At 34.8% G+C, this 15,095-nt stretch carries 9 protein-coding genes; 1 reads left to right on the top strand and 8 read right to left on the bottom strand.

Annotated elements, in window-relative coordinates; genetic code table 11:
* Positions 1-27: 27 nt before the first annotated feature.
* Genes CAP47_RS09350 through CAP47_RS09335 form a run of 4 tightly spaced genes read right to left on the bottom strand, consistent with a single transcriptional unit; the run spans position 28 to position 3,207 of the window.
* Complete coding sequence (locus CAP47_RS09350) at positions 28-1,248, bottom strand: bifunctional folylpolyglutamate synthase/dihydrofolate synthase (RefSeq protein ID WP_100776379.1); 1,221 nt, start codon at positions 1,246-1,248, stop codon at positions 28-30.
* Positions 1,249-2,115 carry an energy transducer TonB gene (locus CAP47_RS09345; RefSeq protein WP_100776378.1) on the bottom strand — a complete coding sequence of 289 codons (867 nt, stop codon included), beginning with the start codon at positions 2,113-2,115 and terminating at the stop codon, positions 1,249-1,251.
* A gap of 1 nt (position 2,116) precedes the next feature.
* Positions 2,117-2,509, bottom strand: coding sequence for an ExbD/TolR family protein (locus CAP47_RS09340; protein ID WP_100776377.1), 393 nt, complete (start codon positions 2,507-2,509; stop codon positions 2,117-2,119).
* Positions 2,510-2,514: 5 nt separating this feature from the next.
* Positions 2,515-3,207, bottom strand: coding sequence for a MotA/TolQ/ExbB proton channel family protein (locus CAP47_RS09335; RefSeq protein WP_100776376.1), 693 nt, complete (start codon positions 3,205-3,207; stop codon positions 2,515-2,517).
* Positions 3,208-3,393: 186 nt separating this feature from the next.
* Here CAP47_RS09335 and CAP47_RS09330 point away from each other — a divergent pair, with 186 nt between their 5' ends.
* Positions 3,394-4,296, top strand: a complete 903-nt coding sequence (locus tag CAP47_RS09330) for a zinc metallopeptidase (protein WP_153043514.1) — start codon at positions 3,394-3,396, stop codon at positions 4,294-4,296.
* A gap of 21 nt (positions 4,297-4,317) precedes the next feature.
* Here the strand turns inward: CAP47_RS09330 and pbpC are convergent, their stop codons facing one another.
* From pbpC to CAP47_RS09310, 4 genes are all read right to left on the bottom strand, one after another.
* Positions 4,318-6,687: a penicillin-binding protein 1C gene (gene pbpC, locus CAP47_RS09325; protein ID WP_100776374.1), complete on the bottom strand. Its 2,370-nt coding sequence runs from the start codon at positions 6,685-6,687 to the stop codon at positions 4,318-4,320.
* 72 nt (positions 6,688-6,759) lie between these two features.
* Entirely contained in the window at positions 6,760-12,303 is a 5,544-nt protein-coding gene (locus tag CAP47_RS09320; protein ID WP_100776373.1) for an alpha-2-macroglobulin family protein, read from the bottom strand.
* 169 nt (positions 12,304-12,472) lie between these two features.
* On the bottom strand, positions 12,473-13,852 hold the full coding sequence (nhaD, locus tag CAP47_RS09315) for a sodium:proton antiporter NhaD (protein WP_100776372.1): 1,380 nt from the start codon (positions 13,850-13,852) through the stop codon (positions 12,473-12,475).
* Positions 13,853-13,861: 9 nt separating this feature from the next.
* Positions 13,862-15,088: a Glu/Leu/Phe/Val dehydrogenase dimerization domain-containing protein gene (locus CAP47_RS09310; RefSeq protein WP_100776371.1), complete on the bottom strand. Its 1,227-nt coding sequence runs from the start codon at positions 15,086-15,088 to the stop codon at positions 13,862-13,864.
* Positions 15,089-15,095 lie beyond the last annotated feature (7 nt).

The raw sequence follows: 15,095 nt of genomic DNA, 5'->3' as shown, positions 1-15,095 counted from the left end.
TATCTCAAAATTATATTTTCGTTTTTTTTAAATTATTTCTGCTACTGTAAATGTGCTTCCGCCAATAAAGATTAAATCTGATGTTGAAGATTTTTCCTTTGCAGAATTTAAAGCTTGATTCACAGACAAGTAAACCTCACCTTTTAAACCTTTCTCTTCTGCTTTAGCTTGTAAAAACTGAACATCCATACCGCGTTCTATTTTTAACTGACAGAAATAATAGTAAGCTTCTTTCGGGAAAAGTTCTAAAATCTCTTCGATGTCTTTCTCTTTGACAAAACCTAAAACGATATGCAATTGATTGTAATCCTCTTCAGCGAGCTGAGATAAAACATAAGTCAAACCTTCTTTATTATGCCCTGTATCTACAATAACACGCGGCTGTTCTTCTAGAGTTTGCCAACGACCAAATAAACCTGTGTTGTGAATCACTGTGTGTAAACCCTTTTCTATTGAAGATTTGGACAGTTTAAAATCACATTGCTCAATTAAAGCTTGACATGCAGCAACAGCAGTTTTGATATTTTTCTGCTGATAAACTCCTTTTAAATCTGAAGTGAAATTTGGCAAAATTAAATCTTCTGCAAAAGTTAAGCTAGCCTTTTTGGCTTCTGCTATTTTCTTAAAAACAGATTCAGTTTCAGAATGTTTTTCTCCAACTACAACAGGCGTTTCAGGCTTGATAATTCCTGCTTTCTCCGTTGCAATTTCTGGTCGAGTTTTACCTAAAAATTGAGTATGATCAAAACCAATATTTGTAATCACAGATAGTAAAGGAGAAATAATATTTGTTGAATCTAAACGACCTCCTAAGCCAACTTCAATAACTGTTATATCAACTTTTTGTTCTGCAAATTCATGAAAGGCTAAGCCAACAGTCATTTCGAAAAAAGACAATTCATTTTCTTCAAAAAAAGACTGATGTTCACTTATAAATTCAACAACATTTTTTTTTTCAATTGGCTCTCCATTAATTTTAATGCGCTCTCTAAAATCCTTAAGATGTGGCGAGGTATGCAAACCAACCTTATAACCTTCTTCCTGTAAAATAGAAGCTAACATGTGACTCACAGAACCTTTGCCATTGGTCCCTGCGACATGGATACTCTTAAATTCTTGATGTGGATTTCCGAGATAACCAGAAAACAAATTAATATTGGTTAAATCCTTTTTATAGGCCGCTCCGCCTTTGTTTTGATACATTGGCAATTGCTTAAAAAGCCAATCTAAACATTCATCGTAAGTCATTTACTCTGATAATTTGAAAACATAAGTAATAAAACCAACTTGTTTTGAAGGTGCGTTTGAGTCGCTGTTAAACCTCGTCTCTAAAGCTGCTCTCTTGGCTGGTTCTAATAAACACGGACTGCTATTGGTTGTCCCTTTTACACCAGCGGTTGCTCTAGTGACATTTCCGTTTCTATCAACTTCAATCCTCACAACAACTTCACCAGATTCATTACAATCTTGTGTGTATTTTTCTTTATTTAAAGCTTTACGTCCGCCAAGTCTGTATTTGCCATCACCATCTAAACCTTTACCCGTTCCGTAATAATTTTTAGCGTTTGGGTCGCCATCAGGATCGCCTTTATCACCAGCTTTTTGATCGTCACCTTCAGCTTCCTCACCATCATTCTCTGGGCCGTTCATTAAACTTTCCATCGCATCAGTCACTGACTTATCTGGCTTTGGTTCTGGTTTAGGCTCAGGTTTTTTTTCTTCTTTTTCAGGCTCTTTCTCAGGCTGTTTTTCAACAGGTTGATCTTCAGTTTTTTCTTTTTGCTCCTTTTTAGGCTTTTCTTTTTTATCTTCCTTGATGACTGGTGCATCTTCTGTTTCTTGATTAATCACATCTTCTTCTTCAGCAACAGATGAAGATTCTTCAACGGGAGTTGGTTCTGGAACATTTTTTTGGGGCGAAGTTTTAACTGGTTCTTTTGGCTGAACATCTCCTGATCCAAAATCTGTTGTTCCAAAGTTGACCGCAATACCTTTTTCTTTTGGAGGATCAAAATATTTAAAACCAAAAACAAGCATCAACAAAATAATCAAAGCATAAATGATGCTTGTGATAGCAAAAGATTTCTTTTGATGTTTTGTTTTTAAAAACTTCAATTTAGTTCGGTTTTACAGCTAAGATTAGTTTGTACTGATTTTCATTAGCAATCATCATCACATCAACAGCTTTTTGCAAGATGATATCCTTTTCAGCTCTCAAAATAACAGTTGGGTTTTCAACATCTGCTAATTTTGATTTCAAAGCTGATTCTAAACGCTCAAAAGCGACTTTCTCACCGTCCACACTATATTCTAAATCCTTTGTGATGCTGACAGAAACATTTTGCTTATTTGTTGATTTACCTTTTGCTTTTGGTAAAATCAAATCAAGCGCTTCTGGCGTAATAACAGGAGAAGTTAACATGAAGAAAATCAATAACAGAAAAACAATATCTGTCATTGAAGACATGCTAAATTCAGGACTCACTTTGTTTCTTCCTCTTAAATTCATAAAAATTAAGTCGGTTCGTTTAATAAATCTAAAAAGTCAACTGCAGTCGCTTCCATTTGGTGAACGACTTTATCAGTTCTAACAACAATATGGTTATAGGCAATGTAAGCAATAATACCCACAATAAGACCTGCAACTGTTGTTGTCATCGCTGTATAAATTCCTTCAGCTAACGAGCCCATTTCGGCTTGACCGCTGCTCGTAGCTAATTCATAAAATGCTAAAACCATCCCAATCACAGTTCCTAAAAAACCTATCATCGGTGCAGCTCCTGCAATTGTTGCAAGTACACTCACGTTTTTCTCAAGTTTATAAACTTCTAACCGACCAGCATTTTCAATCGCTGTGTTGATATCTTCTAAAGGTGTCCCAATTCTTGAAATTCCTTTTTCTGTTAATCGTGCAACAGGTGAATTTTCTTGAGCGCAGCGCATTTTAGCACCTTCAATATTTCCGCTTGAAACATTATCTTTAATTTGATTCATGAAATCTTTATCAGTCTTTGAAGCTGCTTTGATCGCAAATAAGCGCTCAAAATAAATATAAAGTGCAACGAAAAGTAAGACAGCCAAAATGATGATGATGATTGTTCCTCCAGCTCCTCCACTGAGAATCAAGTCAATAACTGAAAGTGTTTTCTCTTCAGAAACTTGCTCAACGGCAGCCTCATCAACTCCTTGAATAAAATATGCTAGCATAATGAATTATCAGTTTAGTGATATAACGAAAAAATTTTCACTAAATTACATTTTTATTCTAAACCTGAATGATTTGATTTCATTATTTTGACCTCTTCAATCAACTTCGACGGCGTCCGAGAATCATTCACGTTTAGCTTCAATTTTTCAATTATGCTTAAGTTTTATTATTTAGATTTTAAACAAATGGCAAAAGTTTCAATTTTAGTCATTCTTTTATTCAGTTTTATACCAATGAAAAGTCATTGTATCGTTGTTCATTCAGATGAAGACCAACAAAGAAAATGCACGCCAAGCAAAAGCTACAGTTTTTCTATCGATCCTGAAGTATTAGCTGAATATCCCGAGATTGTTATCCGTATTAATTTTTGGGGAATTAATAAAGATAATGGTGAAAGTGAAGATCCTTTAACTGAAGAAAAAGTGATGGAAGCTTTAGGGCTTTTGAATTCCGCTTATGCCGATATGAATATTTGTTTTGAATTGAATGAATTTGAGCACATCAACAATTCTACTGCTTACTGGGGAAGCACAAAAGATTTTTCTAAATTTCTAAGAGACTATAAAGATGAATACGTCAAAGATGATGCACTCAATATTTTTGTTCCATACCGGTTTACAAATTTTGATGATGGCTTGAGAGGTGTCAATTTTGGCTATAATAAATTAGCAGTAAATATGCTGAATTATAACACAGGCATCTTACCACATGAAGTTGGTCATAGTTTTAGGTTGATACACACGCACCAAAGATTTAAATCTGAAAGGTGTGAAAAAGTCACGCGTGATCCTGATAATCCGGAATTTAATGCAAAATGTGCTGGAGATTACGTGGTTGACACCAATGCAGTTCCGAGTATGTATGGATCAGAAGGAAATAATATCACTGACGATTGTAAATACACTGGTAATGCTAAAGATTGCGATGGCACACCTTACAATATTACCGAAGATGATGTCAGAAACTTTATGGCTTATACCAAACAATCATGTAGATCGCGTTTTACCGTTGGTCAAGGTATCCGCGTCAGGGAAACCATTGAACTCCAAGATTTTTATCAAAAAATGATTGTTGATTCGAAAAAATAAGAATTATTGAAGAATCGTTCTTTACTCTGAATTGACTTCTATCTCTACATTTTGAGATAAACTATTCCCTTCTTGATCAACGACTGTAAGTATATGTTTTCCCGGTTCTGGTAAAATAGAAATCTCATGAAAAGTTTCTGTACTTTCTAAATAAACCTCATCTAAATACCAATAAACCGTTGTCTCAGGATTGCGATGCGCTAGTTTAAAAATAGTCGGATTGATTTCTTCTTTAAAATTTTTTGGAAGTGTGATGATCTCATTTTTTTTAGGCAAAACAAATTGCATCAACTCTTCTCCTTCTTTCAAACATCCTTTCTTGTAAGGCAGTAAACTTCTGTAGTCAGGATGCTTTTCAGAATAATAATAAGCCATAATTGGCGGCAAAACAAACCAATTTTTATTCTGAATTTCTTCTAAAGGATAACATGAGGAATTGACCTGAAATTGTTCAGAAGCATCCAAAAAAACTTGCTGATGATATGGACAAGTTGATGTTCGTGTTCCGTTTTTAGGAATCCACTCAAGTTTTACATCATTACAATGAATCCCTGAAAGATATCCACTTTTTTGACAAATTTCAGCCTCTACGAGTTCATCATAAGGAATATTAAACCACCCACTTTTAGGCAAGGAATTTAAAACATCAAATAAGATTGGTGCGGCTGCCTGAATACCTGTTAAACCAGGCCGACCTTCTCCATCAGCATTTCCTGCCCAAACGCCAATCGCATATTTTGGTGTTACACCAACTGCCCAAGCATCTTTAAAACCATAGCTTGTGCCTGTTTTCCAAGCCAAAGCTTGACTGTCCGTAAAAAACTCCCAACTTTCTTCATTTTGAGGTCGATTAACTTCCTTCATTGCCTCGAAAGTTTCATATATCGCTCCTGCATTCCAAACTTGAGCTTGATGCTGAATTTTTCCAAAATCAAGATTGTCTTGTTTTGAATAAATCGGATTCATAAATTCATTTTCTCGATATTCGCTTGATGATGAATTAAAGAAATTAAGCGTTGAGGCCATGCCAGCATAAGCTTTTGTAATATCCCAAAGTGAGCTTTCTGCACCGCCTAATATGAATGAAAGTCCATAGTAATCAGCAGATTTATCAACATTTTTTTGGTTCAATTTTTTAAATTGATTGTAAAACTTCTGTAAGCCAAATTTCCTTAACATCCTCACAGATGGAACATTTAAAGATTGAGACAAGGCTAAACTCGCAGGTACAGCCCCGTTAAACTCTTTATCAAAATTTTGTGGACTATAACCATTCACTGAAGTTGGTACATCAGCAATCAAGGTATTCGGGAGAAGCAAACCATCATTTAGCATTGCTGTGTATAAAAAAGGTTTCAGAATACTTCCAGTACTTCTTGGGGCTTGAACCAAGTCAACGTAATGATCATGTTCTGATGTTGTGGGCGAATTTCCGACATAAGCCAAAACTTCACGAGTTTCAACATCGAGCACAAGAATCGAAAGATTATGGATTTCATTCTGACGTAAACGATTGTAATTTTCCTTAGCAATTCTATTTAATCTTTTTTGAAGTGGATATCGAATTGTTGATATTAGCTGAACACCTTCATGTTCTTTTTTTAATTTCTCTGTCAAATGCGGTGTTATTTCTGGCAAGGCTAAAGCTTTACTTGGAAGGTTTTCTGCAATGGCTAATTCATAAGTCGTGGCATCAATCACTGCGTGATCTTTGAGTTTTTTGAGCAAACGATCGCGTTTTTGCTTTAAAATCAATTCGTTTTTACCAGGAAAAATAAGAGAAGGTGCGTTTGGCAAAACAGCTAAGGCTGCAGATTGTCCCCAACTTAAATCTTGAGATGGAATACCAAAATATCGCCATGAAGCCGTTTCTAAACCAACTACATTTCCGCCAAAAGGCGCATAAGTCGCATATAAATTTAGTATTTCTTTTTTGCTCTCTCCTAATTCTAATCTAGTAGCTTGAAAAATTTCAATGATTTTTTCCAGATATGTTCTGGATTGATTTTGTCGAGATAAACGAATCACCTGTTGAGTGATTGTACTTCCGCCTCGCCTTTGATCGGTTGTTATATTCTGCCATAAAGCTTTTGAGATTGCAATTGGATTGAAACCTGGATGCTGATAGAAATATTCATCTTCAAAATAAAGAATACATTGCTCAAATTTATAAGAAACGCTATCTTGTTTAGGAAATCGCCATTGTCCATCTTTTGCAATACGCGCACCTAAAAGCACACCCTCTTTACTTTTTAAAACGCTGGAAGTTGGTTCATCAAACAAGTCTTTAGGTAAGGAGAAAAACCAGATTACACCGACAATAAAAAGAATACTCAACTTGATGAAATGCTTTTTCAAAAATTTTAAAATAGAATTTTTGTTTTTTTTCATCTTTAACGGCTCAATATTTTACACTTTAAAAGAAGCTCAACTTAAAAGGTAAGGTTGAGCTTCTTAGAATTATTATTGGACAACTTTCACCCAGTTACCTCGTGTTCTTGCAAAATAAGTTGCATTATACATTGCCTCAACTTGTGCACCAGGCAAATAATATGTTCCCAAATAGGAAGCATTAAGTTTAATGTTAAACACTTTCGTTTTATTAGCATCAACACTAAAATAATATTTCACTCTATCGTCACGAATATCTTGGTAATCAGCTTCACTATTTACTCCTTCTCCTAAATCAGTAAAACTCGTGTTAATCACTTCCCAACCACTAGGGAAAATTTGTGACAGAGCAACATTGCTAACCGCATCCATAGAAGTATTAGTCACAGCAACTTGAGCTATGATTTGTGTGCCCTGTTTTAAATTAGAAACATCAATCGGATTCCCTGCGCCATCAATAAATTGTGTTTTCATCACAAGATTACTTTGATTGATTAACTCTTCACCCAACGGAAGTTTTCCAGATTGTGATACTGTCACAAAAAGCCTGTTATCTCTAAGATTTTTAAGCCTTAACGAATTTGTTTCTATTTGAACATTTAAAGCCCTTTCAGCTAAAGCTTTTTCTGTTTTCACATTTGAGGATTCTCCGTTCAATTCATAATTTAACTCAATCGCTTTACCACCGTTTTTATTGGCCATTTTTGCTAAAGCCATTAAGGCATAAGAAGTTTCTTGTGTACTGAACCAACGTTGTGAAGATAAATTTTTGGCTAAAGAAATTGATAATTCTCTTTGTTGTTCATCGCCAAGTAAAACCATTGTTTCCAAAGCCATTGCTCTATTTCTGAAAGGAGAACCATAGGTGTAATAATTATACTTTTCAGGTTTAAAATTAATATTCGCTGTTTCTGAAATTTGTTGAGCCACACTTTCTTTTCCTGCTAAAGCATAAGCTGCAGCCAATCGCCACTTGGCATCATTACTCATTTCACCAGATTCTCGTAAACGGTTCATCGCAGCCAATTCGGGTTTTCCTGCTAAAGCTAAAGTATAAAGACGATAAGCTTGCGTTAAACTAGAATTGTATCTCGTGTAAGAATTACGCCATTGTCTCGCCTGATTTTGTTGATAGCTCAACCAATTGCTTAAAAAACTAATTGGCAAGGCATAACCTTTCTTCTTGGCTTCAAGCATAAAATGACCAGCATAATTTGTGCTCCATTCATCAACTTCGTTTTGACTAGGCCAATAGCTTAATCCGCCATTATGCGTTTGGAATTTATTTAAACGCTGAATCACTTGTTTAATATTTTTTTCAATCTCTTTTTTCTTATTAAAAGTGATATCAAAAACATCCCCTAAAAACAACTGTGGAAATCCAGCTGAAGTTGTTTGCTCCAAACAACCATGTGGATAACGGATTAAATAATCCATACGTTTGTTATAATCCATTGCAGGAAGAGTTGAAAATTCTATAGAAGCTTTATTACTGCCTTCAATTCCAAAAGTTTCAAAATTAATCTCTTTTACTTCATCACCTTCCAGTATATAAGTGTTGGAAATCTGAGAAATAGGATTTGGGTTTTCAACATCAATCTCAATCGATGTTTTTGCTTTTTCTCCATTTCCAGAGGCAAAAATTTGAAAATTCTGAGGTTGATTTGCGTTTTTCACTTCAAACTCAAAATTCACAATTTGTTCACCAACTTCATTAAATGAAATATTTTTAGAAGTTGAACCAATCGGTGAAAAAGCTTCGCTTTCTTTGATGCGAACAGACACATTTTTCACTTTTTCTTCCATCGCAAAAACAGTTACGGGAAGTGTCACTTTTTCACCTGGCGATAATTTTCTTGGTAATGAAGCAAGCACCATTAAAGGTTTTCTCACTGGAACTGTTTTTTCTGCTTTTCCGTAAGCTGCTTTTTTATGATCCCCTGAAATCACCATCATTCTCACCGAACCTACATAATTTGGCATGTATAAATCATGCCTTTGCGTTTCTCCTTTTTGAAGATGAAAAGGCCCTAAATAAGTCACAACTGGTTTAAAGCGATCAGCTTTTCTATTTTTAGCACCAGCTGCAGCATCACCACCACCAATTTCATAAATTTGATCGACACTTCCAGAAAATGCACCGATAACATCATCAAAAACATCAAAAGTTTTGACGCCCAAAGCTTCTCGCGCATAAAAAGCAGCATGAATATTAGGCGTTGTAAATCTGGTTAAATCAAGTAAACCTTCATCAACAACGGCTAAAGTATAAGTCATTTCTTTAGCATTTTTCTCAAAGATTTTGATGCTATATTTTTGTTCTGGTTTTAAAACCTGAGGCATTTCAATGTCAGGATTTAATTTAGTATTCGGATTTTCAACCATTAACGGAATAATCCCATAAAGACGGATTGGCAAATCATTTTTGGTTTGTTCGTGTGGTTGAATCAAAGAAATATTGACATAAACATTAGGTGCCATTTCTTCAGTGAGCGGAATTGAAACTTGAGTTTCACCTTTTTGCGTATCAACCCATTGTTTGCTGATAACTTCTGTTCCGTTTTCAATACTGATAAATGCACGACCTTTATTTCCAGAAGGAAAAGTAATCACAGCATCTTCACCAACTTTGTAAGAATCTTTATTTGAAGAAAAAACCAACATTTTTGCACTCTCTGCATCGCCGCTTGTTGGCCTTTTAGACCAGTTTCTATAAAAATAAACAGTTTCTCCTGTTGCATGTCCTGAAACTTTATCAATCACACGAATAAGATAGCGCCCACTTTGACGCTCAGGAATATTCACTGTAAATTGCCCTTTACCTTCGGCATTAGTCGTGACTGTAAATTCCTTAACTGGCTTGTAAGTATTGGTATTGTCGTAACGAGATAAATTGTCTTTTCCACGACTCCACCACCAACGCCATTCGATTTCAAAAACTTTGACTTCAAGTTCTCTATTGCCAGCAAGTTCACCTTGCGCATTTACAGAAAGCACATCGAAAACAGTATTTTCATCAGTGTAATAAGCACCATATTGATGTGGGTCTGGCGTTAAGAGTCCAACAAAATAATTATAAGGTGCTAATTTCTTTGAAAAAACATCGATAGAGAAATCTCCGCCACCTTCAAAAACTTTTGTCAGGAAAGTTGCCTTCAACATCCCTGGCGCATTTTTATTAAGATTAATATTTTTACTGAAATTAACTTCTCCTTTTTCTGAAAGTTGACTTTCTAAAATTGGCATTTCAATTTTCTCAAAATCTCGAACAGGATCCGTAAAATTATACTGTGGAAATTCTTCAAAAGCATTGTTTTGAGAAGTTAGAGTCACTTCCATTTCAGCTTTTAAATTTCTCGCGGGTGAACCATGCAACCATGTTGAACTGAGTTTTCCAGAAATAGCTTTGCTAGCATCTAATATTTCATCATCAAAGTCCAAAGCTATTTTAAGTCGGTTTGGCTTTACTGTTGCAACACGAATTGTTTTGCTAAAACTTGCACCACCGACAAAAACAGTCGCATTCCAATTCCCTGTTGGCGAAGAATCTTCAGTTATAATAGGAAAATAATAAAAGCCATTTTTAGCATTTTGAGAATCTTTATTCTCGCTGAGAACTTCTTGCTTCACTAATTTTCCACGAGCATCTTTCACTTGTAATTTGACAGGATGATTTTCAGGTAAAGGATTCGCTTTGTCGTTTAATGCAAAAGTTAAATGAATGGTGTCTCCTGGTCGGTGCACACCTCTTTCAGCATAAATAAAACCTTTTAAACCTTTTTTTAGAATTTTCCCAGAAACATCAAATTTGCTCAACGAAAGTGCATTTCCACCATCAAGTTTGGCATAAGCATAATTTTGTCCTTGGCGCGCAATAGCGAAAGCTGCTTTTTCTGAATTATCGCTTAGTGCAAAGCCTTCTTGATTCGTTCTTATTGAAGAAATGAGCTGTTGCTGAAAATTATATAATTCAACAGTGACGCCACCTTCTGGTTGAGCTGTGATGAGGTTTGTTGTTGCAAAATGATAAGAGCGATTATTGCTTTCTTTTACAATAAGTCCCAAATCTGATCCTAAAACATTGATGCTAGCAAAACGATCTTCGTCATAATATGAAAGATCGCAAGGATTGTCTCGCTCTTGCCAATTATATGGTGTGTTTCGCCAATCATAAATTTCATTATTCCAATACTGTTCTTCAAGCTCTTCTTCTACTGAAGTGAAGTTTGTCTCATTGATTTCTTCATTTTCTGTCGAATGATTTGTTTCAGTACATTCGTAATTGCTGTATTCTTTTTTAAAGCTGATTTCAATTTGGTACATCGCACCTGGATCAGCTTTTATAAAATCTGAAATATTAATCGCATGTGCTTTCCATGAATTAGATTCCAAATCGTTTTCATGAGAAAGATTGATTGTTTTTTTAGCAATTCGTCGACCAACACGTCGAATGTTATAATTGTTTTGTGAATTTAAATTACCAGATTGAAGAAATTGCAACATATTATCTTCAAAAACTTTGATAACACGAACATCAACAGCTGAAAGATTGACACTTTCAAAATAGATAGGCGTAGATACTGAACTTGGTAAAATAACCCCTTTAGAAAGTAAACGTACCGCAGGTTTTAGTTGTTCAAAAGACACACTTTCTGAGAAATCTTTCTTTAGCGAATAGCCAGAGATATTTTTTATGCCTTTAAAAATATTGATACTAACATTTCCTGTTATTCGAGTTGAAGGATAAACATTGAGGACATTTCCATCAACTTCAAATCTTAAGTTATTTTGATCTTTAATGGTAATTAATCCTTTAAAATTTTGATTCTCATCAAGCGGATCTGAAAAGTTAATTGCTAACGAACTCTGTTGAGTCAAATTTGTTTTAAAATCAATAATGGTAAAATTATTTTGACCAGGAATATCATAGTAGTTTTGACCTTTATGATCAGCATCAATCGCTTTACCATCCCATTCAATCTTTACTTGAGAATCATCAACTTGTCGCTTAATGCTGTCGATCGTAAATCTAAAGTAATTTCCATTTTCAACTTTATCTTGCCACTTTATAGAAAGGCTTTTCTTGTCTTGAGACGCTTTGATGAGTTTCTTAGCATTAGAAAAATCGATTATATCCGAAGCTTCTATGTCGCCTGTCACGTACTGCCATTCTTTAGAATAAGATTGTAAGCTCCCGAGGTTGACTTTAAAATTTGGCTGAATTGTTTTAAAGCTAAAGCTGAATTGTTTAAAATCATCATCTATGTCATCATAAAGCTCACTTAATTTTAATGTGACTTGGTATTCAGTATTTGGTTTTAGGTTTTCATCGGGTTGATAAACTAAAGAATTATTGTTTTCAATATATAATTTCCCTTTGATATTAGGAGAAATTTCTATATAACTTGCTGGAATTTCTTGATTCAATTCATATTGCTCTAAAGGCTGAGCTAAATTAATTCTGATAGGTTTTGCAATGGAAACTCTGCCTTGCGTGTGATAAGAAATAAATTCTTTGAACTTAAATAAATTATCAGTTTCAGACGGTGTTTTGTCTTGACATGAAATTGAAATTAAAAATATGCTTAGTAAAAGAAAACGGAAAAGATTTTTCATGGAGAAAGGATTATCGTTCAAAGTTATAACAAATAATCTCGGTTAACAAGATTTTTTATCAAGAGATAGTAAGATAGATTTTAAAAGAAATAAAAGGCCAAATAAAAAAGCTTTACACCAAATTGGTTGATGCAAAGCTTTTAAATGAACTCAATATATTTTGGATTATTTATGCATATAAGAATTTTTCTATCAGCATAAAGACACCTGCACCAGCCAAAAATCCGACAAGCGCGAGCCAACTGACTTTTTTGAGATACCAAATGAAATCAATTTTTTCGATACCCATTGCTGCAACACCAGCTGCAGAACCAATCACTAATAAGCTTCCTCCTGTCCCAGCAGAATAAGCGATAAAGTGCCAAATTGGGCTATCAGTTTCAAAAGTGTACATTCCCATTGTGGCCGCAACCATCGGAACGTTATCAATAAGTGCCGATAACATTCCCAGAAGAATGACAACAGCATCCATATTAGGAATTGCATTTGAAATACTCTCTGCTGCATAGCGTAAAGTTCCGACTTCAATACCAGAAATACTTCCGTAAACAGTACTTTCTAAAGCCGCAACGGCAAGTAAAATACCTAAGAAAAATAAAATACTTGAAAATTCTATTTTAGATAAAGCTCGGTTTGTTGAGTATAAGTGCTTTTGATCTTTAGGGAGGTTTTTCACAGGTTTCACATATTCTGAGAATAACCAAACAATACCTAAACTAAACATCATTCCTAAATAAGGTGGTAATCCTGTAATTGCTTTAAAAATAGGAACAAAAATTATTCCTCCTAACCCAATGTAAAGCATTGTTTTACTACTGAGTAAACGCTCTGTTTTCTCATCAGTAATCATCTCACGACGCATGGCTTTTCCCCTAAAGGGTTTCATCTTGGTTGCGATAAAAAACGGCACAACAAAACAAATAATAGACGGGACAATAACATATTCTGAAAGGCCAACTGCCGTCACTTTGTTACCAATCCACAACATGGTTGTTGTCACGTCACCAATAGGCGACCAAGCACCACCTGCGTTTGCAGCTATAATAATCATCGCTGCATACCAAACGCGGTATTTGTGCCAAACGATAATTTTCCTTAATAAGGTAATGAGAATAATTGTAGCCGTTAAGTTGTCAATCACTGCAGATAAAAAGAAGGCTAAAATACCTAAAATCCAAAGTAATTGTTTTTTACTTTTTGGCTTAATCACTTTTTTGATAATACCAAAACCACGATGTAAGTCAATGATTTCAACAATCGTCATGGCACCAATTAAGAAAAATAATATCTCACCTATATTACTGAAATGATGCATCAAATTTTTAGTAAAACCATAACTATCAGATTCTGATGGTCCTTCAATTAAACTAAAAACATCACCTTTATAGTTAATGATATCAAACCAGCCGTAGTTAAAACCTATCGCAAGTACTGCCCACATAAATGTTCCCATGAGTAAAGCAGGAACTGCTTTGTCCAGTTTTAATGGATGTTCCAATGTGATTGCTAGATAGCCAAGCACAAAGGCTAAAATTAAAATTGTTGTCATTTAATTAGCTCATAAAAGTTTTTCTAATGCGATTCCAAATGCAGTTTTACTGATGTTATTTAAATCAGAATTTTTATTTTTAATATCTTGAATAGCGTTTTTAATAGTGATTGAAGTATCATTGAAAATGGCTTCATCAGTCATCTGAACTTTTTCACCCATAAAATATGCAAAAGCTCTTGCCATACCACAGTTTGAAATAAAGTCTGGTATTAAACTGATGTTTTGATCTGCATGTTCCATAATGGAACCAAAGAAAATTTCTTTATCAGCAAAAGGAACATTCGCCCCACTTGCTATCACTTCAAGACCATGTTCAATCATTTGATTAACTTGATCTTTTGTAACTATTCGAGAAGCAGCACAAGGTGCAAAAACCTCAGCACCAATCGACCAAATTTGAGAGTTAACCTCATCAAAACTGAGCATATTGTCTGCTTTTAAAGTATTACCATCTTTGTTTAAATATAAATGCTTCATCTCTTCATAAGAAAAACCTTCTTTCTCAATAAGACCGCCATCTTTATCAATAATACCGACAACTTTTGCACCTAAAGCAGTTAAATAATAAGCCGCTGCAGAACCAACATTTCCAAAACCTTGAATAATAACTTTCTTGCCTTTGACAGAGCTTTTATAAATATTATAAAAATGCTTGATTGACTCTGATACACCATAGCCAGTAATCATATCTCCCACGGTATATTGTCTAAATTGATCTGGTGTGTAGTCAGGGTTTTCTACAACTCTGGAAACTCCGCTTCTTAACTGACCAATTCTACTGATTTTGTCAGTTTCTGTTGTTTGAAAATGCCCTTGAAAGACACCTTCTTGTGGATGCCATACACCATATTTTTCAATATTAGGAATCACTTCATGAATCTGATCAACATTCATATCACCACCGGTTCCATAATAGCTTTTTAACATTGGTGAAACAGCCCTAAACCAACGCTCTAAAACGCCAGCTTTTCTTGGATCATCTGGGTCGAAATTAATACCTGATTTTGCTCCGCCAATAGCAGGCCCAGAAACTGTAAATTTGATTTCCATTGTTTTGGCTAATGATAAAACTTCATTTTTATCTAGCCCTTTGCGCATACGTGTACCACCTCCTGCGGCTCCGCCTCGTAAAGAATTAATAACAACCCAACCTTCTGCTTCTGTTTCTGAATCTATCCACTGAAAAACAATTTCAGGCTCTTTTGATTCAAACTTTTTTAAGAGATTTTTCATTTTAGGT

Source organism: Psychroflexus sp. S27 (assembly GCF_002810405.1).
Lineage (GTDB): Bacteria > Bacteroidota > Bacteroidia > Flavobacteriales > Flavobacteriaceae > Psychroflexus > Psychroflexus halocasei_A.
Note: the sequence above shows the minus strand (reverse complement) of the source record. Positions and strands in the feature narration are given on the sequence as shown.